The sequence below is a fragment of the Planctobacterium sp. R6 genome (assembly GCF_055755215.1).
On sequence record NZ_JBVTQY010000009.1, the window covers coordinates 56795 to 81088 of the forward strand.

A 24294-nucleotide genomic window follows, 5' to 3' on the forward strand; every position below is an offset into this window, starting at 1 on the left:
TCCGCTGGAGAAACTGGAAAGTGTATTTAAAAATATTTTCATACAGATACAAAAAAACGGCCCTGGAGAGCCGTTTTATATTCAACTTTGACTCTTACGCGTCTTTGTTTGCGTTGATGTAGTCGATAGCTGATTGAACAGTTGTGATTTTCTCAGCTTCTTCATCAGGAATCTCAGTGTCGAATTCCTCTTCCAAAGCCATAACCAACTCAACTGTGTCCAGTGAATCAGCGCCCAGGTCATCTACGAATGAAGCTTCTGGTTTAACTTCTTCTTCTTTAACGCCCAGTTGCTCAACGATAATCTTAGTTACGCGATCTTCAATACTCATATTTTTAGTTATCCTAACTTTTAGCAAGTTGTAAAATTGCGGTTAGTCTATGCTTCAAATCCCAACCATGCAAGCATGACCATGGGTTTTTTGGCTGGTCTAACCACCAATTTAGCACATTTAATATTTATTCATAAAGCATTTGCGAAATTTTTTACAAAGTCGCTTAAACCATGAACATGCCACCATTCACATGAATGGTTTCACCAGTAATATAAGCCGCACCATCAGATGCCAGGAATGCAACTGTTGCTGCAATTTCCTCAGGTTTACCCAGGCGCTCCATTGGCACATCCTTCATAATCCCGGCTTTCTGGTCATCCGTTAACACCTTGGTCATGTCGGTATCAATAAAACCCGGAGATACCACGTTTACAGTGATACCGCGAGATGCAATCTCGCGCGCCATGGATTTACTGAAACCAATTAAACCCGCCTTAGCTGCTGAGTAATTGGTTTGACCAGGGTTACCGCTACTACCTACTACAGAACCAATATTGATGATTCTGCCAGCACGCTTTTTCATCATTGGCCGTAAAACGGCCTTAGACATGCGGAAAATAGACGTCAGGTTAGTATCCAGAATGGACTGCCACTCGTCGTCTTTCATGCGCATTAACAGGTTGTCTTTGGTGATACCGGCGTTATTGACCAGTATATCCACATCGCCATATTGCTCTTTGACTGCAGCAAGTAAGGCTTCGATGGATTCCTGGCTGGAAACGTCCAGTACTTTACCTGACCCATTCTCGCCCAGGTATTCACTGATAGCGGCAGCGCCCTTTTCTGATGTGGCTGTACCAACAACAGTCGCGCCCTGCGCCACCAAAGCTTCAGCAATGGCTTTACCAATGCCTCGGCTGGCACCGGTTACCAGCGAAACTTTACCTTCTAAGTTTGCCATTTTTACTTTCTCTCTTAGATAGTTTTATAAAAATTCTGATACCGATTCAGGAGTATTCATGGCACTCCCGGAAAGGCTTTTATCAATGCGTTTAGTCAGGCCCGTTAACACTTTGCCTGGCCCCACTTCTACCAATTGCTCAATGCCGTCAGCGGCCATCTTTTGCACGGTTTCGGTCCAACGCACAGGGCTGTATAACTGGCGCACCAGCGCATTTTTAATAGCGTCTCCCTCAGTCTCCGCCGTGACATCAACATTATTAATCACCGGGATCTGCGGAGCAGATAAAGTGAGCGTATCTAACTGCTCTTTGAGTTTGATCGCTGCCGGTTCCATTAATGCACAATGGGAAGGTACGCTTACCGGCAATGGCAAGGCGCGTTTGGCACCGGCCGCTTTACAGGCATCTCCAGCGCGCTTAACTGCATCTGCGTTACCGGCAATAACAACCTGTCCCGGACTGTTGAAGTTTACTGCAGAGACCACCTCGCCTTTGGCTTCAGCGGCACAAATTTCTACGATTTTGTCGTCGTCCAAACCGATAATAGCAAACATAGCTCCGGTACCTGCGGGTACGGCTTGTTGCATATATTCGCCGCGGGCTTTAACTAATTTCAGGGCATCAGCAAATTGTAAAACACCGGCGCAGGTTAAAGCGGAATATTCACCCAGGCTATGACCGGCCATAACAACGGGCTTTGCACCGTTTTGCGCCAGATAATGACGCCAAATTGCGACGCTGCTTGCCAACAAGGCAGGCTGCGTTTTATCCGTCTGATTTAGTTGTTCTGCTGGCCCTTGTTCAATTAATTGCCATAAATCATAACCCAGCGCATCTGAAGCCTCGGCAAAAGTTGCTTTAACTACATCAGAAGCAGCAACGAGTTCATTAAGCATCCCAACGGATTGTGATCCCTGACCAGGGAAGACAAAAGCAGTTTTAGACATAGTTTAACCTTAGTATTTGATCAGTAACGAAGCCCAGGTGAAACCTGCACCAAAAGCTTCCAATAATAAGTTTTGACCGCGTTTTATGCGCCCGTCCCGAATCGCTGTGTCTAATGCGGTCGGAACTGTTGCCGCGGAAGTGTTACCGTAATGCGGTAAAGTCAGAACCACCTGGTCCATCGACATATTGAGCTTATCAGCTGTGGCCTTAATAATGCGGAAATTTGCCTGATGTGGCACCAGCCAGTCCAGGTCTGATTTATCCATATTGTTGGCTTCCAGGGTTTTATCTACCACTTCGCTGAGTTTGGTAACGGCTACTTTGAAAACCGCATTGCCTTTCATGAAGCCCCAAGAGGAATTGACCGACGCGGCATCACCGCGGGTTGGCAATGAAGCATATAACAGGTCTCCGTGCTTTCCGGAGGCATGTAAATGACTGGACAAAATACCGGGTTCTTCACTGGCTTCAATAATAACGGCACCAGCAGCATCACCAAATAAGATGATCATAGAGCGATCATTAGGGTCCACCAATGTCGATAAACAATCTGTGCCTACCACTAACACGCGCTTACACATGCCGGTGCGAATGTATTGATCGGCGACACTTAACGCATAACAAAAGCCTGAACAGGCTGCGGCTACGTCAAATGCCCCCATAGTAGATTGAATTCCCAAACCTGCCTGAATCTCACAAGCGGCACTGGGAAAGGAGTTGGGTGCGGTAGTAGTACCACATACAATTAAGTCGATAGACTCAGGATCGATATCCGCCATTTCCAACGCTTTTTTTGAGGCCTCAACGCCCATCGTGGAAACTGTTTCATCCTTACCAATAATACGACGTTCTTTTATACCCGTTCGGTCAGTGATCCATTCGTCCGTAGTATCAACCATTTTTTCCAGGTCACGGTTAGTTCTTACTTCACTGGGATAGTAACTACCTGTGCCTATAATTCTTGAGTACATTTATTCTGCCTTATTCACGAGAGCATGGTTTATCTTGCTCTGAATTTTGTCGGGTACCTGTCTTTCGACTTCTTTCATAGCTTCCTGAATTGCATACATAAACGCGTCTTCAGAGGCATTGCCATGACTCTTAACTACAATGCCGCGCAATCCTATCAAACTGGCACCGTTATACTGGTCGGGGTTCACCCTGTAATAGACCTTTTTTAACACCGGACGAGCAATAAATGACAGCATTTTTGTCCAGATATTTTTGTTTGCTGCTTTTTTGCCTTCCTTTGCAATGAATTTCGCCAAACCTTCCGATGCTTTTAGTACGATATTGCCAACAAAGCCGTCGGTGACAATCACATCAACACTGGCATTAAATAGCGCATCACCTTCGACATACCCGACGTAATTTATGTCGTTGTTAGCCAGCAACATTTTATTCGCTTCTTTGACTATGGCGTTACCTTTATTTTGCTCCACACCGACATTAATTAAAGCGACTTTAGGCCGTTTAACCCCTTCTACGGTTTCAGCCATTACGGAACCCATGACCGCAAATTGGTAAAGCGCATTGGCATCCTGGGTAACATTGGCACCGAGATCTAACAGATATACGCGTTTTTTGTTATTGCCGGGGATAGAGGATATCAACGCGGGACGCTTAACTCCTTGTAACGGCTTGAGAAAATATAATGATAACGCCAATAATGCGCCGGTGTTGCCTGCACTGACACAGGCATCAGACTCCCCGCTTTTAACTGATTGCAGCGCTAAGCCCATTGTTGAGTCTTGTTTATAACGAAGTGCAGATGTAGGTGCCTCTTCCATGCTAATTTGAGAAGCCACATCAGTAATGCGAATACGTTGTTTTACTTCGGGAGGTAATCCATATAAATAAGGACGAATTAAACTTTCTGGCCCGAAAAGATTGAGATACAGGTGGGCGTAATTGCGGCAAGCGCGAATTGCGGCAGGCAAAGTAATAGAGGGGCCATTATCGCCCCCCATTACATCGACTGCTAGTCGAATATCAGTCAAGCTGATACCTTACTTTTCGACGACTTTTTTACCTTTGTAAAAGCCATCTGCAGTCACGTGGTGACGACGGTGAGTCTCACCTGATGTAGCATCAATAGACAAAGTCGCACCGCTTAATGCATCATGTGAACGACGCATACCACGCTTGGAACGAGTCTTACGATTCTGTTGTACCGCCATAATCTACTCCTGGTTCCGCTTAAGTTCTTTTAACACCGCGAACGGGTTTGGTTGCTCAGTTTCCGGTTCAATTTCACCAAAACTCATTTCTGCATCAGTGACACTGCAATCTTTTTCGTCATGCATTGCTACCAATGGTAAAGACAAAATTAATTCATCTTCAAACAGTTCCAGTATATTGATTTCTCCATGCTCATTGAGCTCTACCGGATCATAAGCTTCCGGAATATCTTCAACTGATTGGCCTTCGCTTATTGGCGTATAGCAAAATGGCTGCTCAATCGGATATTCAAAAGGCTTGTTACACCTTTGGCATTCCAATGAAACTTTGGTCAGCATGTTACCGTGAAAGAAGGTAAGACCCTGCGCGTCTATTTCAAACCTTAAATCAACAGCCACATCGTCCAAAATTTCAATTACCGCTTCTTTCAGTCTAAGCATATCACCAGTCGCCATCACACCCCGATAATCGGAGCGTTTCATAGCGCACTTGTGTGGCTCAACCTGTTTTGGAAGACGGACATTGGACATAGCGCGCGCATATTATAGATTTATAACCCAATAGTCAAAGACTTACTGTATTAATTTGCTGTTACCAATACTAAAAAATAGCAAACAGGTGACAGTATCAGCAATGATACTGGGATTTTCCAGGTTATGGTCGTTAGTTTTCAGCTTGTTGGCCTGTTACCTGCGCAAGTAGCAATTATCGCGATTAGCGCTTTATTCCCTCAATACATAAAGAATCACGCATCAACAGCGGTAACCTTGTTATAATGTCACAATCCACCAATGTTGACTTTGTCACGCTGTATACCAATCAACTAATTAAGGAAACCACAACCCATGATTTCCCCTTCCCTACCTGGCTTAATCCTGGCTTCAGGTTCGCGCTACAAACAATCAGTGTTGGCTAAACTTGGAATACCTTTCACCATAGCATCGCCTGACATTGATGAAACACCTGAAGACAATGAAACCGCGGAAAGGCTGGTATTGCGTCTGGCCCGGGAAAAGGCCCAACATATATTAAACACAGTCAATGACAGCAAACTTACTGAACACTATATCATCGGCGTGGATCAGGTTGCGCTGCACAATAACAGAATACTTGGTAAACCCCATACCCGCGAGAATGCCATTGCGCAACTACGTGAATTTTCTGCTCAGGAAGTGGTTTTTCTAAGTGGAATCGCCGTTTGCCATAGCAATGGCACTATCAAATCAAAGGTTGAAGAATACCGGGTTCACTTTAAGGCTTTGAGTGAACACCAGATTGAACGCTATATAGATGCTGAATCACCACTGGACTGTGCAGGTGCTTTTAAAAGTGAAGGGGCTGGTATCTTGTTATTTAACAATATGGTAGGTCGAGACATTAATGCCCTGATAGGAATGCCCTTGTTGGCATTTCAGGAACTCATGGCGGAATTTGATGTGGATCTGTTTGATCACATTTCTGACAATGGCCAGTGAACGTTTAGTTCAACCAGCCAATAGCCGTGCTGTAACAATCGATAATCGCTGTGGGCTGAGCTTCCAGCAGCCTCTCCCGTTGGTGTGCCCCAAAGGTGACTCCGATACTGTCCATGTTGGCATTTTTAGCCATCTTCATATCATGAATACTGTCTCCCACCATCAGACACTCAGCAGCAGAGACGCCGTAAAAACGGCTGATCTGTATCAGCATGTCTGGTGAGGGTTTACTGGCCGCCTCATCGGATGTGCGACTATAACTGAAGAAATGGCCCAATCCTGAGCGCAAAATCGCGTTGTCCAGGCCACGTCGGCCTTTACCCGTCGCTACCGCTAATTTTATTCCCTTTTCCAAAAGTCCGGTCAGCAATTCGGGAACATGGGCGAATAAAGGAAGGGTGATATCGTCATTTTTAACGTACTGATCTTTGTAGTTATCCCGAAACCGTTCAAAATCAGCGCTTTTATCTTCACCAAACAAAGTCAGAAATGCCTCAGGCAGACTCAGACCAATGATATTTCTGACACTGGCTTCATCCGGGACTGCCAATCTGTTGTCTATTGCAGCCTGTTGTACACAATGAACAATATGAGCGATGCTGTCCATTACAGTGCCGTCCCAGTCGAAGATGACAACTTTATACTTATCCAGCATTTCTAAGTCCCTGTAAGTATGCTTTTAGTTCGTCCGTAAGGGGAGCTGAATAAACCTGCCGCTCTCCTGACTCATGGTCAGCAAACGAAATCTCATGGGCATGTAAAAACATTCTGGCAAGACCACCGCGTTTAGCCTCGTCATTGCGTTCCTGAGTGCAATATTTATCATCCATTAATATAGGATGCCCGGCATGTAAACAATGTACCCGAATCTGATGAGTGCGGCCGGTTACCGGGATCGCTTCCACCAGTGTTGCCGACTCAAACCGTTCCATGACATTGTAGCGGGTCTCAGAAGGTTTACCCTGCTCAGACACTTTCACTACCCGCTCGCCAGATTGCAATACATTTTTATGCAATGGCGCTTTGACTTTGTTGCGATGTTCAGGCCAATCCCCATCAACAAGTGCAAAGTATTTTTTAACGGTTGTTTTTTCTCGCAGCTGTTCATGCAGACTGCGAAGAACTGAACGACGTTTTGCTATTAATAAACAGCCGGATGTATCGCGATCCAGGCGATGTACCAATTCCATATAACGCTCATCAGGACGCAGACTTCTCAACGCTTCAATTACGCCAAAACTCTGTCCACTGCCACCATGCACGGCCATACCATGAGGTTTGTTCAGCACAATGAGCTTTTTATCTTCGTGAATGATTAAGGACTCTAAATTTTGTACTGCAGACAAATTTGCAGATGGCCCCTGCTTTTCTTCAGATACCCGAATCGGTGGGACTCGTAATTCATCACCCGGGCACAGTTTGTATTCGGGTTTCACTCTTTTTTTATTGATCCGGACCTCGCCTTTACGCAAAATCCGGTAAATCATACTTTTAGGCACACCTTTTAGTATGTTTTTCAAAAAATTATCAACCCGCTGGCCTTCATAATCCGGCTCAATGGTTAATATTTGTACTTTATCAAATGTGAGATTCTTCATAGCGAGCGCAATTTTACAGATTTTCTATAAATTCACACCAGTTAATCGTTATTTTCTTGCTACAGTTTCAAGATTAATGCCATAATCTAACTACGCTTGCATTTAAGCGTAATACAGGATTATGGGGTAACACTCCGGCGAAGTAGTAAAAAGCCTACAGCAACCATGAAGAGAGTAACGTTTCATGCAGATTGCAACCGGAATAAACCCAGTAAAAAATTGATTAATCACCTGTTACAATGCAAACGTGGGAAGAATTTTTAATTACGCGCTAAATAGCGTGTAATCTATGAAAGCAAGACAATTTAGACCAATTAATCACTGCTAGTATGTTAAGTCGGGAGACTTTGCGTGCCTATCGCTAGTTAGGGCATATTTGGATATATCCCCGTTTGTATTGTGACCTATTTACACTATTTGAGTCACAATATGAAAAGAATGTTAATTAACGCTACGCAGTCTGAAGAGATGCGTGTTGCGCTGGTTGACGGCCAAAAGCTTTACGATCTTGATATCGAAAGCCCCGGTCACGAACAGAAAAAAGCCAACATATATAAAGGCACGATTACTCGTGTCGAACCCAGCCTTGAAGCCGCCTTTGTAGATTATGGCGCGGAACGTCACGGATTCCTTCCTCTAAAAGAAATTGCCAAAAGCTACTTCCCAGACGGATACAAAATCGAGGGACGCCCAAACATAAAAGATGTGGTGTCTGAAGGTCAGGAAGTCATTGTTCAGATTGATAAAGAAGAACGCGGCCAGAAAGGCGCGGCCTTAACCACGTTTATCAGCTTAGCGGGAAGCTACCTGGTACTTATGCCTAATAACCCTCGTGCGGGTGGTATCTCTCGTCGAATCGAAGGTGACGAACGTACAGAACTGAAAGACGCACTAAACCGTCTGAGCCTGCCTAAGGGCATGGGGCTGATCGTGCGTACAGCCGGTGTTGGCAAATCCTACGAAGAATTAGAGTGGGATTTAAATGTCTTATTGACACATTGGAAAGCCATCGAAGAAGCCGCTGATTCGCGCCCTGCACCGTTTTTAATTCATCAGGAAAGTAACGTCATCGTTCGCGCTATTCGCGATTATTTGCGTCGTGATGTGGGTGAAATTTTAATTGACCATTCCAAGGTTTACGATCAGGCGCTAGAACACATTAAATTGGTTCGCCCTGATTTCGCTAACCGGGTTAAGCGCTATAACAGCGATGTCCCCTTATTTAATCACTTCCAGATTGAAAGCCAAATTGAGTCAGCCTTCCAGCGTGAAGTCAGACTGCCTTCAGGTGGCTCAATCGTTATCGATCCAACCGAAGCATTAACGTCCATCGATATTAACTCTGCACGCGCCACAAAAGGCGGAGATATCGAAGAAACAGCGTTGAACACAAACCTGGAAGCGGCTGATGAAATCGCCAGACAGTTAAGATTGCGCGATTTAGGTGGTCTGGTGGTCATCGATTTTATTGATATGACACCGGTGAAACATCAGCGTGAAGTTGAAAACCGCATGAACCAGGCGGTAGAAAGTGACAGAGCTCGTGTTCAGATTGGCCGTATTTCTAAATTCGGTTTGCTGGAAATGTCTCGTCAACGCCTGCGTCCGTCGTTGGGTGAATCAGCAAACCACGTATGCCCGCGTTGTTTAGGGCAAGGTACCATCAGAAGTACTGAATCTTTGGCTTTGTCGATTCTTCGCTTATTAGAAGAAGAAGGCATCAAAGAAAACACTCATCAGGTACACGCTCAGGTTCCGGTAAATGTGGCCACCTACCTGTTGAATGAAAAGCGCAAAGCGATTCAATACATCGAAAAACGTCACAATGTATCGTTACTGATTATTCCTAACGCCAATATGGAAACGCCACACTATGAAGTCATTCGTTTCCGTAAAGATGATGCCACTGATGAACTGAGCTTTAATCTGGTCAGTGAACCGGTTGATACAACCCCTGCAGTATCTGTTGGCACGCCAACTGAACAGCCTAAGCGAGAGCAACCTGCTCTGTCTGGTTTTATTGCTCCCAAAGCAGCGGCACCTGTAGTTGCACCGAAAAAAGAACCCGGTATTTTCGCCGTTTTCTTTGCCTGGTTGAGCGGATTATTCCAGTCAGACGATAAGCCTGCTAAAGGCAAAGGTAAAAACAACACTGGCAATAAGTACAACAAAAATAACCGCAATAAAAAACAAGGCCGTCAGCGCAACAGCAACGACAGGGACAGAAACCGTCGCAGCAATGATACGCGTAAAGAAAAGGATGCTCCCCGCCAACAAAATAAAGAAGGCCAGGGCAATCAACGCAAGCGCGAAAGAGTCAGAAGCAACAATGCTGAAACCACCACCAGTAATAATGAGGCTCGCACCAACAACGCGGATCGCGATGACAATGCCCGTCCGCGTAAACAGGTTGCAGAACGTCGTAAACGCCGTGAGAACCGTCGAAGCGTGCGTGTTGACAACACTCAGAAAGAAGCGGCTTTAGCAAATACGGCTCAAATGAAGGAGCAACAGGCCCAGGCAGACAAAAAGGCTAAGCCAGAGGCTCCGGCGGCGGTTAAAGACGATGTCGTAAATGCACCATCAGCAAATCAGACTGCTGTTGCCGAGCCAGTAAATGCAGAACCAAAAGCTGAAAAAGCGCCAGTGACTAAAGCTGCGCCTAAACCTGCTGAGAATGACACCAACAAACAAGCCGAAAGCGCAAATGTTGAACAACAAAAAGTAGCGGAAGACAAGCAACAGCAAGTGACCAAAAAGCAGTTAAGCTTTGATGTTACAGCTGAAGCGGCAGAAAGTGCCTCTGAGAATACTGCAGCAGACACCGCTATTGTTGAAGAGCCGCAGGTTACTGGTGATGCCTCAGAAGCGCAGCAACACAAACTGGACATGGACTTCCACCATGATGTTGCCGACACGAATAACGAGCAGCCAGAAGCGAAAGACGTTGATGTTAAGGAAACCTCAACTCAACCAGCAGCAAAAGCCACTAAGCGCGCTAAAGTGCTTGTGTTAAAAGCGTCTTCACCGATGACTCGCCCTGCAGAGTTGCAGGAGAGCATTAAAGAGATAGAAATCGTTGCACGTGACGTGGCAGCACGTCCTGACATCCGTGTCAGCGGCAAAAGTGCAGCTCTGCTGAGCGCCAGCAATCGCTCCTCAGCACCAACCACTAAGCCTGTATCTCTGTAAAAATACTAAGGTAATAAAAAGCCCTGCTAATGCAGGGCTTTTTTGATCGGTTATGCCGTCAGCATCTTCAATTATCTTCCGGCAGTTAACCTATGCGATGCTTTGATTTATTTGTTGTAGCGTCTGTAATGGATTAGCTGATTGGGTAATGGGTCTGCCAATAACCATGTAATCGACTCCGTCTGCGACAGCCTGTTCTGGTGTGACAATACGAGATTGATCTCCGGCGGCACTTCCCACCGGTCTGATACCAGGAGTCACCAATTGAAATTCTTTGCCCAGTTGTGCTTTCAGGCTGCTGGCTTCCATCGCGGAACAAACCACACCGTCCAGTCCTGATTGTTTTGTTAAGGCCGCCAGATGCTCTACATGGGCCTGAATTGACATTGTTATCCCGATGCTCTTCAGTTGCTCGACATCCATACTGGTTAACACAGTAACAGCAATTAATTTTGGTCTGTGAGAACACTTATCCAGTGCGTCTTTGGCAGCCTCCATCATTTTGTTACCACCAGACGCATGAACATTTACCATCCAGACTCCCAGCTCGGCTGCCGCTGAACAAGCTTTGGCTACCGTATTGGGGATGTCGTGAAATTTCAGATCCAAAAACACATCAAAGCCTCTGCCAACCAATTCTTTGACAAAATCAGGGCCAAATAAGGTAAACATCTCTTTGCCAACTTTCAGTTTGCAGGCGTCAGGGGTTACCTGGCCCACAAATTCAAGGGCAGCGTGTTTATCGTTGTAATCCAGAGCGACTATGACTTTACTATCTTGCATTTATTCACCATCTAAACCTTTAATTGGTTTCATTTCCCCCCAGGTCTTACAGGAAGGACACAACCAATGGATCTTCTTGCCCGAGAATCCGCAGCCGTTGCAGCGGTATTTCGGTCGTTGTTCAATTTGCTTTTCTATCAGTTTATTCAACAGCATTAAACTGTTCTGTGTGTCTGAATTTTCTGCCTCTTCGCTGGCATATAAACTCAGTAATTTGTGAAAGCCTTTCATGGAAGGACTTTTGTTAATTTTTTCCAGAAGTAATTGCGCTGCAGCTGAAGAGGAAGTTTCCTTTTGTGACAAGGAAACCAGCGCCAGATACGCAGTAGCACATTGATTAGAATGGCTTTCCAGTATGGTTTTTAACGCCGACCAGTTACCGGTTTGTTCGGCACATTGCCACAATCCAGGTATCGCTTCACTCACCCAATCGACATCGCGATGCGGGATCTGACTGAGATAGTCGAAAGCCTGAGCAAAATTATTTTGTTTCTTTTCAATTTCGGCTAATAAAAACCAGGGACGTACACTGTGCTCATCAGACATGACAGCTCTCTGCAACCATTTTTCTGCTTGCTGATAAGCCTCTTTATGAATGGCTATTTGCGCCTGTTCACAGTAAAAATGCGCGATACGCTTAGAAAGATCATCGCTGTCGCCATGATTTTCCACCATGTTTTCTGCCAACTCTATGGCCCTGTCCCACTCTTTGGTGGTTTGGTAAATGTTGAACAGTTGTTGATGTGCTAACAGGTAATAATCTTTGGAGTCCATCAGACTCAAGAAGGCATTTTCAGCACGCTCCAGAAAGCCTGCCAACAGGTAATCTCTGCCAAGTTCATACATGGCGTTTTCACGTTGTGTTCCGGCAACTTCTTTTTTGTTGACCAAATTCTGGTGGACCTTAATGGCTCTGTCGATTTCCCCGCGATGCCTGAAAAAGTTGCCCATCGCTATATGGGTTTCGACGTTACCGGTATTGATATCCACCATTTTAATCAGAGTATCTACCGCTTTATCGGGCTGATCTGACAATAAGAAATTCAGGCCCTTAAAATACTGTTTTGTCAGTATTTTCGAGGTGTTGCGCTGCTGCTGTCTGACACTATTCCTGCCCATCACCCAACCGTAGCCGGCAGCAACTGGCAATAGAAGAAAGAGGAGTTCCAGCATTAGTTAGTCTTATCTAAGGATTTGACGAATTTTTTGTTTTGGCTACGCAGCTTGAGCTTTAACTTGAGGACGTAAATGATCCAGAACAGGGAAGCGAGACAGGCGCCGAATAAAATAGATCCTGACATGAGTGCTGTAACAGAAACAGTTTGTCTGGCAATCAAGAAGTTAAAATCTGTAAGCTGTGTGTTCTGTGAGCCCAAAACAATAGCCAAAATCAGGCCAAGCAGACAGATTGAGATATAAAGAAACGCCTTCACAATTTCAATCCTGAAAATAGAGGTGTAAAAAAAGCGGTTGCCAAAGGCAAACCGCTTTTTATTTTTTAATTTGCAATCGCTTCGTTGACGCGTTCGCGAAGTTCTTTCCCGGGCTTAAAGTGCGGTACATACTTACCGTCTAACTTCACAGTCTCACCAGTTTTAGGGTTACGACCCTCTCTGGGAGCTCTGAAATGCAGCGAAAAGCTACCAAATCCGCGGATTTCGATACGCTCTCCTTTCTGTAGCGTTTGAGCCATTTGCTCCAACAGCTCTTTTATCGCTACCTCTACTTCCTTAGAAGGAATATGCCGCGCCCTATCGGCGAGTCTTTCGATCAATTGTGACTTGGTCATCTCAACCCCTTTGTCAACATGAAAAACCAGACGTTACCGACAGTTACCCGCCACAGCGTGGCGGGTACAAGTTTTACTCTTCGCCTTTTGCCGCTTTGAAGGCTTCAGCCATAGCACTTGCGAAACCAGAATCTTCTTGCTGGTTCACACGGGCCAATGCTTCTTTCTCGTCAGCTTCGTCTTTTGCCTTCACAGACAAGTTAACGATGCGGTTCTTACGGTCTACACCGATGAACTTAGCTTCTACAACATCACCTACTGCAAGTTCAGTTGAAGCATCTTCGATGCGGTCGCGAGATAAATCTGCAACGCGGATATAACCGTCAACTTCTTCAGCCAGATTGATTGTTGCGCCTTTAGCGTCAACTGCGGTAACTGTACCGTTAACGATAGCACCTTTCTTTTTATCTGTCAGATACTTATTGAAAGGATCTTCGTCAATTTGCTTCACGCCAAGAGAAATTCTTTCGCGCTCTGCGTCGACCTGCAGAACAACGGCTGTAATTTCGTCACCTTTCTTATAATCACGAACTGCGTCTTCGCCCGCTTTGTTCCATGAAATATCAGATAAGTGAACCAGACCGTCGATACCACCGTCCAGACCGATAAAGATACCGAAGTCAGTGATTGACTTAATCTTACCAGTGACTTTGTCACCCTTGTTGTAAGACTTAGCAAACTCTTCCCAAGGATTCGCTTTACATTGCTTAAGACCAAGAGAAATACGACGACGTTCTTCGTCAATTTCAAGTACCATAACTTCAACAGTGTCGCCAAGGCTAACCACTTTTGAAGGATGGATGTTCTTGTTAGTCCAATCCATTTCAGAAACGTGAACAAGACCTTCAACGCCTTCCTGGATCTCAACGAAGCAGCCGTAATCAGTCAGATTAGTAACCTGACCAGTTAACTTAGCACCTTCAGGGTAACGGTTTGCGATTTCTTCCCAAGGATCGTTGCCCATTTGCTTCATACCAAGAGAAACGCGAGACTTCTCTTTGTCGAACTTCAATACTTTTACATTGATCTCATCACCAACACTGACGATTTCGCTAGGATGCTTAACGCGCTTCCATGCCATATCAGTGATGTGTAACAGACCGTCAACGCCACCCAGGTCAACGAATGCACCGTAGTCAGTCAGGTTCTTAACGATACCTTTAACTTCAACGCCTTCGTCCAGAGTTTGCAGCAACGTATCGCGCTCTGCACTGTTCTCTTCTTCGATAACAGCACGACGAGAAACAACAACGTTGTTGCGTTTTGCGTCTAACTTAATAACTTTGAATTCTAATTCTTTGCCTTCAAGGTGCAGCGTGTCACGTACCGGACGAACGTCAACCAGAGAACCGGGTAAGAACGCGCGTACAGAGTTAACTTCAACCGTGAAACCACCTTTAACTTTACCGTTGATAACACCAGTAACGGTAACTTTGTCTTCGTAAGCTTTTTCAAGCTCAACCCACGCTTCGTGGCGTTTCGCTTTTTCACGAGACAGGATTGTTTCACCAAAGCCGTCTTCAACAGCGTCTAGTGCAACATCAACCTCGTCACCAACTGCGATTTCCAGATCGCCTTTGGAATTTTTGAATTGTTCAGCAGGAATGGCGCTCTCAGATTTCAGGCCAGCGTCTACCAAAACAATATCTTTATCGATAGAAACAACAGTACCACGTACGATCGCACCTGGGCGTGTTTCTAATTCTTTTAAACTTTCTTCGAATAATTGAGCAAAACTTTCAGTCATAATCTTTCGTTTTTTAGTCCAAGCTTACATCCGGTAAGATGGGGTTGTTAAATTTTACGTTTCTAATCCATTAAAACGCAGTTGTACTTGGGTGAATTAAACCTCACCCTCATGCAATTTGGTCTCTACCCAGTGGGCTACTTTTTGCAACACTTCTTCAATAGAAAGTTGTGTAGAATCAACCACTAAGGCATCGGCGGCAGGAACTAAAGGAGCCACAGAACGGTTTGTATCTCGTTCATCCCGGGCCTGTATGTCCGCCAAAAGGGCGGAAATACTAACATCATGGCCTTTTTCACGCAACTCATTATAGCGCCGCGACGCTCTTTCTTCTGCCGATGCGGTCAAGAAAATTTTGGCGTTAGCTTCAGGAAATACCACTGTCCCCATGTCTCTGCCATCGGCCACCAGGCCAGGTTCCATATTAAAAGCTCGTTGACGTCGTAACAGTGCTTCGCGGATCCGGGGTAAAGAAGCCACTTTTGATGCTAACGATCCCACTTCTTCAGTGCGAATGGAGTGAGTAACATCTTCGCCTTCCAGTATGACACGTGTTTCTGCGGCTTCGCTGTAATCGAAGTTAACATCCAGACTGGTAGCCAGAGGAAATAGCGCCTCTTCATCGCTGGCTTCTATACCATGGTGTATAGCAGCAACGGCTAAAACCCGGTAGATAGCACCACTATCCAGTAAATGCCAACCTAGTTTGGTCGCGAGTAATTTGCTGATGGTTCCCTTTCCTGCTCCGCCTGGACCATCTATGGTAACGACTGGGCTTTTAAGCATATTTTGGGCTCCCTGATTAACTGCTGTGAACAAAATGCGCGACATTATACGCGTACAAAATTTTTCTACAATGACGAGTTTGTGACATCAGGCAAATGCTACAATTGAAAAAGCCCTCACGGGAGGGCTTTACAGAAATTTTGCCAACAAGACTCAGTGGCAAATCTTTTTCAGACGATCAAAGTAGTCCGGAAAGGTTTTAGAGGTACATTTGGGATCATTAATTACCACTGGGGTATCGCTCAAAGACACCAGCGAAAAGCACATGGCAATGCGGTGATCGTTGTAAGTGTCGATAGCGGCTTCTTTCAGATTAGCCACTGGCGTAACTGAAATAAAATCGTTCCCCTCTTCCACTATAGCACCAAGCTTTTTCAGTTCCGTTGCCATAGCCGCCAGACGGTCGGTTTCCTTAACCCGCCAGTTGTAAATATTGCGAATAGTGGTGGTACCTTCGGCAAACAAAGCGGCAACAGCAATTGTCATAGCGGCATCCGGAATATGGTTCATATCCATGTCAACGGCACTTAATTTGGCCCCTTCCACTTCGATGAAGTTACTATCCCAGTTAATTTTTGCCCCCATATTTTCCAGTACATCGGCAAATCGAATATCGCCCTGAACACTGTCTTTACCAACACCGTATACTTTAACTTTACCACCTTTGATGGCACCTGCCGCAAGGAAGTAAGAGGCAGAAGATGCATCACCTTCCACCATGTATTCGCCAGGACTTTGATAAGACTGATTGCCTTTAACATTAAACTCCTGGTAGTCGCGATTTTCAACGCTGACGCCAAACTGACTCATTATCGCCAGGGTGATTTCAATGTAAGGTTTAGAAACCAACTCTCCGGTAACCTGAATACAGGTATCGCCACTAAATAATGGCGCGGCCATTAACACGGCGGTCAGGAACTGACTGGATATAGTGCCATCGATTTGCAATGTCCCGCCTGTCAGTGCGGTGCCATTTATTTTCAGCGGTGGGTAACCGTCATTCTTGAGGTATTGAATATCCGCCCCTGCCGCTTGCAACGTATCGACCAATGAGCCAATTGGCCGTTCTTCCATTCTCGGTTCACCACCCAGAATAAATTCACCCTGACTCATGGCTAATGCCGCGCATAAAGGCCGCATCGCGGTGCCGGCATTACCCAAATACAACTCTACCGGTTCAGCTACAGCAAAAACACCGCCATTACCCTTAACCTGGCAAATGGTTTTACAGTCTGACAGTGAGTATTCAATACCCAATTGTGACAGCGCGTCCAGCATATGCCGGATGTCATCGCTGTCCAACAGGTTGGTCACTGTCGTCGTGCCATTGGCTAATGCTGCCAACAATAATGCACGATTTGACAGGCTTTTGGAGCCTGGTACCGTGACATCGCCATCAACCGAACCAACGGGTGATAGTTTAAGTTGCTCCACTATCACGCTTCCTTATCGTCAGATTCATTTGCATTCGGTGCACTGGATTCTGCGTCAACCGTAGCCGTCTCACCTTCAGTCTCTGAACCTTCAACAAGTTCGCCTTCTTCTGTGACAACTTCCTCGATGCGTTGTAATCCAACAACTTTTTCGTCGTCTGCAGTTCTGATAATGCGCACGCCCTGAGTATTACGACCAATCACTGACACTTCGTTAGCACGGGTTCTGACCAACGTACCTGCGTCACTGATGAGCATCATTTCATCATCTTCATCCACCTGAATCGCGCCAACTACAGCACCATTTCGATCGGACACCTTGATGGATACAACACCTTGCGTTGCTCTGCTCTTCGCCGGGTAGTCATCTAATGGCGTTCGTTTTCCATAACCATTTTCAGTTACGGTCAGGATTGGAGCGTCAGTTTCAGGCACGATCAGAGATACCACGCGCTGACCTTCCTGCATTCGAATTCCTCTTACACCGGTGGCAGTTCTGCCCATTGGACGAAGTGCCAGTCTTTCTTCACCGGTTTCAGCATCAATTTTCACCGCACCTGTTTCGGCATCACGTTCTTTTTCATTAAATCTGACCACTTTACCGGCATCAGAGAACAGCATGATATCGCTCTCGCCAGATGTTAACGCAACACCGATCAGCTCATCGCCTTCATTCAAATTCACTGCAATAATACCGTTTGAACGAGGACGGGAGTATTGAGTCAGCGCGGTTTTCTTAACGGTGCCGTTGGCGGTTGCCATCAACACAAAGCGGTCGTCCACGAATTCCTGAATTGGCAATATCGCGGTAATACGCTCGTCGGATTCGAGCGGTAAAATATTAATAATCGGCTTGCCCCGGGCATTTCGACTGGCCAATGGTAACTGATACACTTTCAGCCAATACAGTCGACCTCTGGTGGAGAAGCACAGTATGTGGTCGTGGGTGTTTGCCACCAACAACTTCTCAATATAGTCTTCATCTTTCATGCGGGTGGCGGCTTTACCTTTACCACCGCGGCGTTGTGCTTCGTAGTCTGATAGTTTTTGGTACTTAACGTAACCCTCTCTGGACAAGGTCACGACCACGTCTTCCCGTTCGATCAGGTCTTCAAGGTCGATGTCGTGGGCAGCTGCCGTAATTTCAGTACGACGTTCATCGCCAAATTCGTCCCGCACCTTTTCCAGTTCTTCGCGAATGACTTCCATCAAACGATCTGGATTCGCCAGGATTTCCAGCAGTTCTGCGATCAGATCTAATAAATCTTTGTACTCAGCAAGAATCTTCTCGTGTTCAAGACCTGTTAGTTTGTGCAGTCTCAGGTCCAGAATAGCCTGTGCCTGGTTTTCAGTCAGGAAGTATAAGCCATCGCGAATACCAAACTCAGCTTCTAACCATTCAGGACGCGCCGCATCTACACCAGCACGCTGTAACATTTCCTCAACGTTACCCAGTGCCCAACCCTGTGCTACCAGGCCTTTTTTCGCTTCAGCGGGACTTGGTGAGGCTTTGATAAGCTCGATAATAGGGTCAATGTTGGCCAGCGCTACCGCCAAACCTTCCAGGATGTGCGCCCGCTCTCTTGCTTTTCTGAGTTCGAATACGGTACGACGGGTTACCACTTCACGTCTGTGACGAATAAAGGCATTTAATAACTGTTTAAGGTTAAGCGTTTTCGGCTGCCCCTGATCCAGTGCCACCATGTTAATACCAAACACGGTTTGCATTTGGGTATTAGCATACAGTTGGTTAAGCAGTACTTCGCCTGATTCGCTGCGTTTAACCTCGATAACAATACGCATACCGTCTTTGTCAGACTCATCGCGCAAGGCTGAAATACCTTCAATTTTCTTTTCTTTGACCAACTCAGCCATTTTTTCAATCAATCTGGCTTTGTTTACCTGGTAAGGAATTTCAGAAACGATAATGGTTTCTTTACCGTTTTTATCTGTTTCGATCTCGGCGCTGGCTCTCAGGTAAATTTTACCCCGGCCCGTGCGATAGGCGTCATCAATTCCTTTGCGACCACTGATAGTGGCAGCAGTGGGGAAATCCGGTCCCGGAATATATTGCATCAAATCGTCGATGGTTAAATCCGGATTGTCGATCAACGCAATACAGCCGTTAACCACTTCAGTGAGGTTATGTGGCGGAATATTGGTGGCCATACCTACGGCAATACCTGAGGAACCATTCACCAGCAAATTGGGAACTTTGGTGGGCAACACGTCAGGGATTTTTTCTGTACCATCATAGTTAGGTACAAAATCAACCGTTTCTTTGTCTAAATCAGCCAGTAATTCATGTGCAATTTTCGCCATGCGCACTTCGGTATAACGCATTGCCGCCGCCGAATCACCATCAACAGAACCAAAGTTACCTTGTCCATCAACTAACATGTAGCGCAATGAAAACGGCTGAGCCATACGAACAATCGTATCGTATACAGCCGAATCACCGTGGGGGTGATATTTACCAATGACGTCACCAACGATACGCGCTGACTTTTTATATGGCTTGTTAAAATCGTTCTTTAGCTCGTTCATGGCGAACAGAACGCGTCGATGCACTGGCTTTAAACCATCCCGGACATCGGGCAATGCACGCCCGACGATAACGCTCATGGCGTAATCCAGATAGGAGTTTTTCAGCTCATCTTCGATATTAATTGGAAGGATTTCTTTGGCGTTGTCAGTCATATACAGCCTTGTTGTTATTATTTTCACCGACAGTCGCCGGGAAACATCACTGTTTAATTATCTTTGCAAAGCTTTTTAGATTTAAAAATCGCAGCTTGTCAAAACAGGAAATAAAAGTGTTCAAGATTCTATCATCGAACCACAAAAATAAAAGACGTTGATTGCTGAATATATGTGCAAACGAACCTGTTAATGCGACTTTTGAAGCCGTATACTTGCCGAAACTTGTTTGGAGTCAGCATTTTGCAAGAAAACGTCGATTATTCAGAAATTCAAAAATTTGCCGATCTGGCCAGTCGTTGGTGGGATTTTGAAGGGGAATTTAAACCCCTGCATGAGATAAATCCACTGAGATTGTCTTTTATTATGCAGCAATGTGATGGGCTGCATGATCTCAAAACCCTGGATGTTGGGTGTGGTGGTGGCATCTTGTCTGAATCGATGGCAAAAGCCGGCGCACACGTCACCGGAATTGATATGGGCGCAGAACCACTGGAAGTGGCAAAGTTACATGCCCTCGAATCCGGGGTACAAGTTGATTACCGTCAAATTTCGGCAGAACAGATGGCCCAAACACATTCAGCAAGGTTTGATGTAGTAACCTGCCTGGAAATGCTGGAGCACGTGCCAGACCCGGCCTCAGTCGTTGCTGCTTGTGCCAGCATGGTAAAACCTGGCGGTTGGGTGTTTTTCTCCACCCTGAATCGCAATCTTAAGTCCTGGTCTATGGCTGTCGTAGCGGCAGAGTATGTTTTGGGTTTGGTGCCAAAAGGTACTCACGACTACCAAAAATTCATCAAACCTTCTGAATTGATGAAATGGACAGATGCTTCAGGTTTAGCTGCGCGTAAAATAACCGGGCTGCACTATAACCCTCTGGCAAAATCTTATTATCTTTCTGACAGCAATGTCGATGTTAATTACATAGTAGGTTGTCAAAAACTATGATTGCTGAACCCCGTGGAATTTTATTTGATCTGGACGGAACATTACTGGATACCGCTCCGGATCTCGGCAATGCCCTGAATCACATTTTAAAGCAACTAAACTTCCCTGAAAAAAGCTACGATGAATATCGTGTCGAGTCTTCAAATGGTGCAATCGGTATGCTTAAAATGGGACTGGGAGACAACTTCGACAAATTTGACACTGAAGAACTCAGAGAAAAGTTTTTGCAAAGTTACGCAGCTAACGTCTGTCGGGATACTCGTCCGTTTGAGGGCATTGAATCTCTGATAAAGCAGATCGACGCGCAACATATTCCCTGGGGCATCGTTACCAATAAGCCCGGATTTTTAACTCAGGCATTGTTAGCCTTTTTTCCGGTTTTTAAGCGCTGTCAGGTTTGCTTCTCAGGCGATTCTTTTGCTAATCGTAAACCTCATCCGGAACCTCTGTTAAAAGCGGCTGAAACACTCAATGTTGCACCTCAAAGTATCTGGTACGTAGGAGATGCGGAACGCGATATGGAAGCCGCGCAGGCTGCCGGTATGGTCGCAGTGCTGGCTCGCTACGGGTATCTGACGCCTGATGAACTGGCGCGCAGCTGGGATGTAGATTTAAGCGTAGATTCGCCACATGAACTCTGTGAATTGCTGCCCGGGGTATAATATCGCCCGGGTTGTTAGGTCGATTGCTGTTGAGGTTTTTGTCAATATTATCTTTAGATCGCTTCAGTCTAAACGAACTAATTTTATTACTATTTAATTTATACGAAAATTGCCCCGTAAGATCGCTGTTGAAATTCCAAATACACCTGAATGAGAATAGCTTTGAAGTTAGCTTACACTAACCGAAAAAAGCAGCGGTGATTAAAGCAACAACACACCCTATATCTTGGGTTGAAATGCAGGAAAAACCCCTTTATCTTGTGTCCCAAGGATAACCGACGTTATCTTTAAATTGGGGAATGACGAGTCGAAAACAGCATCATAGCTAGCCTGATATCTGCAGCAATGCAGTCCAGGTCATTAACAAGTGTGCGCGACAGACTACACTTAATCGACCTCGCCAACGATTTATAATAATAACAGTGGCAGCTTTATGAATAATACTTTGTACGTCACCAAGCGAAATGGTGAGCGTGAGCCTATTGATCTGGATAAAATCCACCGAGTCCTTGATTGGGCAGCCAAAGGTTTGTCTAACGTTTCTGTCTCTCAGGTAGAGATAAAAGCACATATTCAGTTTTACGATGGAATAAAAACCGAAGACATTCACGAAACGCTTATCAAGTCAGCAGCCGATCTGATATCAACAGATAGTCCAGATTATCAATATTTTGCTGCGCGCCTGGCCATCTTTCACCTTCGTAAAAAAGCTTACGGCCAGTTTGAACCACCGTCGTTGCTACAACACGTACAAAAAATGGTGGAAATGGGCAAATACGACGGGCATTTACTGGAAGATTTCAGTGCCGCTGAATTTGAGTTGATGGAAGAATACATCGACCATTGGCGAGACATGAATTTCAGTTACGCTGCGGTTAAACAACTGGAAGGTAAATACCTGGTACAAAACCGGGTCACCGGTGAAATCTATGAAAGCGCCCAGTTTTTGTACATTCTCGTGGCCGCCTGCCTGTTTGCTAAGTATCCCACTGAAACCAGAATGAACTATATTCGACGTTTTTATGATGCGACGTCGACCTTCAAAATTTCGCTTCCCACTCCCATTATGGCGGGTGTCAGAACCCCTACCCGTCAATTCAGCTCCTGTGTTCTGATTGAAACGGGTGACAGCCTTGACTCAATCAATGCCACAGCCAGTGCCATTGTTAAATATGTCAGTCAACGCGCTGGTATCGGTGTTAATGCCGGTAAAATTCGCGCATTGGGAAGCCCAATCAGAGGTGGTGAGGCATATCACACTGGTTGTATTCCGTTTTACAAATACTTCCAAACTGCCGTTAAAAGCTGCTCTCAGGGTGGCGTTAGAGGCGGTGCTGCCACACTTTTCTATCCACTATGGCATATGGAAGTTGAGTCGCTCTTAGTACTTAAGAACAATCGCGGTGTAGAAGAAAACCGGGTGCGTCACCTTGATTACGGGGTACAGTTTAACAAAACCATGTACCAACGCTTGATCAAAGACGGCCATATCACTCTGTTTAGCCCGTCAGATGTACCAGGCCTGTACGAAGCGTTTTTCGCTGATCAGGACAAATTTGACGCGTTATATACGCAATACGAACAAGATCCAACGATTCGCAAAAAACAGATAAAAGCACTTGAGTTGTTTAGTTTGTTTATGCAGGAGCGTGCCAGCACAGGTCGTATCTACCTTCAAAACGTGGACCACTGCAACACCCACAGCCCGTTCGATCCTAAAGTTGCGCCGGTTAAACAAAGTAACCTTTGTCTGGAAATTGCCTTGCCAACTAAACCATTGGCGCATGTTAATGATGAAGAAGGTGAAATCGCGCTTTGTACGCTTTCGGCATTTAATCTGGGTGCCATTAAATCACCGGAAGACTTTAAAGAGCTATCGGAGCTGGCCGTCAGAGCGCTGGACAGCCTGCTCGATTACCAGGATTACCCGGTACCGGCGGCATATAATGCCACTATGGGACGACGTACCCTCGGCATTGGCGTCATTAACTTTGCTTATTATCTGGCTAAACACGGTGTGCGTTACTCCGATGGTAGCGCCAACAATTTAGTGCACGAGACCTTTGAAGCCATGCAGTATTATCTGTTGAAAGCATCGGTTGAGCTGGCCAAAGAAAAAGGCGCCTGTCCTAAATTTAACGAAACAACCTATGCGCAAGGTATATTGCCGATAGATACCTACAAAAAGGATCTCGACGCCATCTGTACTTCTCAGCTGAAACTCGACTGGGAGTCCTTGAGAAAAGAGATACAACAGCATGGCTTGCGCAACTCTACACTGTCAGCATTGATGCCATCTGAGACATCTTCGCAAATCTCCAATGCCACAAACGGCATAGAGCCGCCGCGCGGGCATATTAGTGTCAAGGCGAGTAAAGACGGTGTACTTAAGCAGGTGGTTCCTGAATATCAAAAGCTCAAAGACAACTACGAGTTGTTATGGGATATCCCGTCCAATGATGGGTACCTGCAGCTCGTGGCGATCATTCAAAAATTCATCGACCAAACCATATCCGCAAATACAAACTATGATCCGGGTAAGTTCGACGGTGGTAAAGTGCCGATGAAATTATTGATCAAAGATTTGCTTACGGCGTATAAATTGGGTGTGAAAACACTGTATTACCACAATACCCGAGATGGTGCAGGTGATGAATCCAGTAAGCCTGAAACAACCCAAAAAGCGGTCAGCAGGCCAGCCGTCCAGGAAGTTGTGGAAGAACAGGATGATGATTGCGCAGGTGGCGCCTGTAAAATCTAAGTGTGTTAGTGGGAGCCAACAGGCTCCCACTACTTTATTGCAGACCTTCTTATAA

Annotated in this window: 22 protein-coding genes; 5 read left to right on the forward strand and 17 right to left on the reverse strand. The window is 45.6% G+C overall.

What is annotated here, in order from left to right; genetic code table 11:
• Positions 1–94 precede the first annotated feature (94 nt).
• The 7 genes from acpP to yceD form a co-directional block, all read right to left on the reverse strand.
• Positions 95–331, reverse strand: coding sequence for an acyl carrier protein (gene acpP, locus AC0J20_RS08135; protein WP_229527368.1), 237 nt, complete (start codon positions 329–331; stop codon positions 95–97).
• A gap of 166 nt (positions 332–497) precedes the next feature.
• Positions 498–1235: a 3-oxoacyl-ACP reductase FabG gene (fabG, locus tag AC0J20_RS08140; protein ID WP_473021311.1), complete on the reverse strand. Its 738-nt coding sequence runs from the start codon at positions 1233–1235 to the stop codon at positions 498–500.
• 24 nt (positions 1236–1259) lie between these two features.
• Positions 1260–2183, reverse strand: a complete 924-nt coding sequence (gene fabD, locus AC0J20_RS08145; RefSeq protein WP_473021312.1) for an ACP S-malonyltransferase — start codon at positions 2181–2183, stop codon at positions 1260–1262.
• A 9-nt stretch (positions 2184–2192) separates the two neighbouring features.
• The gene (locus AC0J20_RS08150; RefSeq protein ID WP_229527371.1) at positions 2193–3155 is read right to left on the reverse strand and encodes a beta-ketoacyl-ACP synthase III; all 963 of its coding nucleotides are present in this window, start codon (positions 3153–3155) and stop codon (positions 2193–2195) included.
• Positions 3156–4184 carry a phosphate acyltransferase PlsX gene (gene plsX / locus AC0J20_RS08155; RefSeq protein ID WP_229527372.1) on the reverse strand — a complete coding sequence of 343 codons (1029 nt, stop codon included), beginning with the start codon at positions 4182–4184 and terminating at the stop codon, positions 3156–3158.
• A 9-nt stretch (positions 4185–4193) separates the two neighbouring features.
• Complete coding sequence (gene rpmF / locus AC0J20_RS08160; RefSeq protein ID WP_229527373.1) at positions 4194–4364, reverse strand: 50S ribosomal protein L32; 171 nt, start codon at positions 4362–4364, stop codon at positions 4194–4196.
• Between the two features lie 3 nt (positions 4365–4367).
• Positions 4368–4895: a 23S rRNA accumulation protein YceD gene (gene yceD, locus AC0J20_RS08165; RefSeq protein ID WP_473021313.1), complete on the reverse strand. Its 528-nt coding sequence runs from the start codon at positions 4893–4895 to the stop codon at positions 4368–4370.
• A 315-nt stretch (positions 4896–5210) separates the two neighbouring features.
• Between yceD and AC0J20_RS08170 the strand changes: the two genes are divergently transcribed.
• Positions 5211–5840 (forward strand): Maf family protein, encoded by a 630-nt coding sequence (locus AC0J20_RS08170; RefSeq protein WP_473021314.1) that lies wholly within the window; start codon positions 5211–5213, stop codon positions 5838–5840.
• A 4-nt stretch (positions 5841–5844) separates the two neighbouring features.
• Here the strand turns inward: AC0J20_RS08170 and AC0J20_RS08175 are convergent, their stop codons facing one another.
• Complete coding sequence (locus tag AC0J20_RS08175; RefSeq protein WP_473021315.1) at positions 5845–6495, reverse strand: HAD family hydrolase; 651 nt, start codon at positions 6493–6495, stop codon at positions 5845–5847.
• A complete protein-coding gene (gene rluC, locus AC0J20_RS08180) occupies positions 6485–7438 on the reverse strand; it encodes a 23S rRNA pseudouridine(955/2504/2580) synthase RluC (protein WP_229527377.1) in 954 nt (317 codons plus the stop codon). The genes AC0J20_RS08175 and rluC overlap by 11 nt, the downstream gene beginning before the upstream one ends.
• Positions 7439–7867: 429 nt before the next feature.
• Here rluC and rne point away from each other — a divergent pair, with 429 nt between their 5' ends.
• Entirely contained in the window at positions 7868–10630 is a 2763-nt protein-coding gene (rne, locus tag AC0J20_RS08185; protein WP_473021316.1) for a ribonuclease E, read from the forward strand.
• A 90-nt stretch (positions 10631–10720) separates the two neighbouring features.
• On the opposite strand, the gene pyrF is transcribed toward rne, so the two are convergent.
• The 8 genes from pyrF to gyrA all read right to left on the reverse strand — a co-directional run bounded on the left by pyrF (position 10721) and on the right by gyrA (position 19868).
• Complete coding sequence (pyrF, locus tag AC0J20_RS08190; RefSeq protein ID WP_473021317.1) at positions 10721–11413, reverse strand: orotidine-5'-phosphate decarboxylase; 693 nt, start codon at positions 11411–11413, stop codon at positions 10721–10723.
• Positions 11414–12586 carry a lipopolysaccharide assembly protein LapB gene (lapB, locus tag AC0J20_RS08195; protein WP_229527380.1) on the reverse strand — a complete coding sequence of 391 codons (1173 nt, stop codon included), beginning with the start codon at positions 12584–12586 and terminating at the stop codon, positions 11414–11416.
• A complete protein-coding gene (locus AC0J20_RS08200; protein WP_229527381.1) occupies positions 12586–12846 on the reverse strand; it encodes a lipopolysaccharide assembly protein LapA domain-containing protein in 261 nt (86 codons plus the stop codon). Before AC0J20_RS08200 ends, lapB begins: the two co-directional genes overlap by 1 nt.
• A 65-nt stretch (positions 12847–12911) precedes the next feature.
• Positions 12912–13232 (reverse strand): integration host factor subunit beta, encoded by a 321-nt coding sequence (gene ihfB, locus AC0J20_RS08205; RefSeq protein WP_267498149.1) that lies wholly within the window; start codon positions 13230–13232, stop codon positions 12912–12914.
• Positions 13233–13275: 43 nt separating this feature from the next.
• Positions 13276–14949: a 30S ribosomal protein S1 gene (rpsA, locus tag AC0J20_RS08210; RefSeq protein ID WP_229527383.1), complete on the reverse strand. Its 1674-nt coding sequence runs from the start codon at positions 14947–14949 to the stop codon at positions 13276–13278.
• 96 nt (positions 14950–15045) lie between these two features.
• The gene (gene cmk / locus AC0J20_RS08215; RefSeq protein ID WP_229527384.1) at positions 15046–15735 is read right to left on the reverse strand and encodes a (d)CMP kinase; all 690 of its coding nucleotides are present in this window, start codon (positions 15733–15735) and stop codon (positions 15046–15048) included.
• A gap of 153 nt (positions 15736–15888) precedes the next feature.
• Positions 15889–17169 (reverse strand): 3-phosphoshikimate 1-carboxyvinyltransferase, encoded by a 1281-nt coding sequence (gene aroA, locus AC0J20_RS08220; RefSeq protein WP_473021318.1) that lies wholly within the window; start codon positions 17167–17169, stop codon positions 15889–15891.
• 2 nt (positions 17170–17171) lie between these two features.
• Positions 17172–19868: a DNA topoisomerase (ATP-hydrolyzing) subunit A gene (gene gyrA, locus AC0J20_RS08225; RefSeq protein WP_473021319.1), complete on the reverse strand. Its 2697-nt coding sequence runs from the start codon at positions 19866–19868 to the stop codon at positions 17172–17174.
• 192 nt (positions 19869–20060) lie between these two features.
• On the opposite strand from gyrA, the gene ubiG reads away from it, so the two are divergent.
• The 3 genes from ubiG (at position 20061) to nrdA (ending at position 24239) form a co-directional block, all read left to right on the forward strand.
• Entirely contained in the window at positions 20061–20816 is a 756-nt protein-coding gene (gene ubiG / locus AC0J20_RS08230; protein WP_229527387.1) for a bifunctional 2-polyprenyl-6-hydroxyphenol methylase/3-demethylubiquinol 3-O-methyltransferase UbiG, read from the forward strand.
• Positions 20813–21478, forward strand: a complete 666-nt coding sequence (locus tag AC0J20_RS08235) for an HAD family hydrolase (protein ID WP_473021320.1) — start codon at positions 20813–20815, stop codon at positions 21476–21478. The genes ubiG and AC0J20_RS08235 overlap by 4 nt, the downstream gene beginning before the upstream one ends.
• Positions 21479–21911: 433 nt before the next feature.
• Positions 21912–24239, forward strand: coding sequence for a class 1a ribonucleoside-diphosphate reductase subunit alpha (nrdA, locus tag AC0J20_RS08240; protein ID WP_229527389.1), 2328 nt, complete (start codon positions 21912–21914; stop codon positions 24237–24239).
• The last annotated feature ends 55 nt before the right edge of the window (positions 24240–24294 follow it).

Excerpts from the sequence above, each read along its gene's own strand:
- acpP (WP_229527368.1), bottom strand. The coding sequence starts at position 331 with ATGAGTATTGAAGATCGCGTAACTAAGATTATCGTTGAGCAACTGGGC.
- fabG (WP_473021311.1), bottom strand. The coding sequence starts at position 1,235 with ATGGCAAACTTAGAAGGTAAAGTTTCGCTGGTAACCGGTGCCAGCCGA.
- fabD (WP_473021312.1), bottom strand. The coding sequence starts at position 2,183 with ATGTCTAAAACTGCTTTTGTCTTCCCTGGTCAGGGATCACAATCCGTT.
- AC0J20_RS08150 (WP_229527371.1), bottom strand. The coding sequence starts at position 3,155 with ATGTACTCAAGAATTATAGGCACAGGTAGTTACTATCCCAGTGAAGTA.
- rpmF (WP_229527373.1), bottom strand. The coding sequence starts at position 4,364 with ATGGCGGTACAACAGAATCGTAAGACTCGTTCCAAGCGTGGTATGCGT.
- yceD (WP_473021313.1), bottom strand. The coding sequence starts at position 4,895 with ATGTCCAATGTCCGTCTTCCAAAACAGGTTGAGCCACACAAGTGCGCT.
- AC0J20_RS08170 (WP_473021314.1), top strand. The coding sequence starts at position 5,211 with ATGATTTCCCCTTCCCTACCTGGCTTAATCCTGGCTTCAGGTTCGCGC.
- AC0J20_RS08175 (WP_473021315.1), bottom strand. The coding sequence starts at position 6,495 with ATGCTGGATAAGTATAAAGTTGTCATCTTCGACTGGGACGGCACTGTA.
- rluC (WP_229527377.1), bottom strand. The coding sequence starts at position 7,438 with ATGAAGAATCTCACATTTGATAAAGTACAAATATTAACCATTGAGCCG.
- rne (WP_473021316.1), top strand. The coding sequence starts at position 7,868 with ATGAAAAGAATGTTAATTAACGCTACGCAGTCTGAAGAGATGCGTGTT.
- pyrF (WP_473021317.1), bottom strand. The coding sequence starts at position 11,413 with ATGCAAGATAGTAAAGTCATAGTCGCTCTGGATTACAACGATAAACAC.
- lapB (WP_229527380.1), bottom strand. The coding sequence starts at position 12,586 with ATGCTGGAACTCCTCTTTCTTCTATTGCCAGTTGCTGCCGGCTACGGT.
- rpsA (WP_229527383.1), bottom strand. The coding sequence starts at position 14,949 with ATGACTGAAAGTTTTGCTCAATTATTCGAAGAAAGTTTAAAAGAATTA.
- cmk (WP_229527384.1), bottom strand. The coding sequence starts at position 15,735 with ATGCTTAAAAGCCCAGTCGTTACCATAGATGGTCCAGGCGGAGCAGGA.
- gyrA (WP_473021319.1), bottom strand. The coding sequence starts at position 19,868 with ATGACTGACAACGCCAAAGAAATCCTTCCAATTAATATCGAAGATGAG.
- ubiG (WP_229527387.1), top strand. The coding sequence starts at position 20,061 with ATGCGACTTTTGAAGCCGTATACTTGCCGAAACTTGTTTGGAGTCAGC.
- AC0J20_RS08235 (WP_473021320.1), top strand. The coding sequence starts at position 20,813 with ATGATTGCTGAACCCCGTGGAATTTTATTTGATCTGGACGGAACATTA.
- nrdA (WP_229527389.1), top strand. The coding sequence starts at position 21,912 with ATGAATAATACTTTGTACGTCACCAAGCGAAATGGTGAGCGTGAGCCT.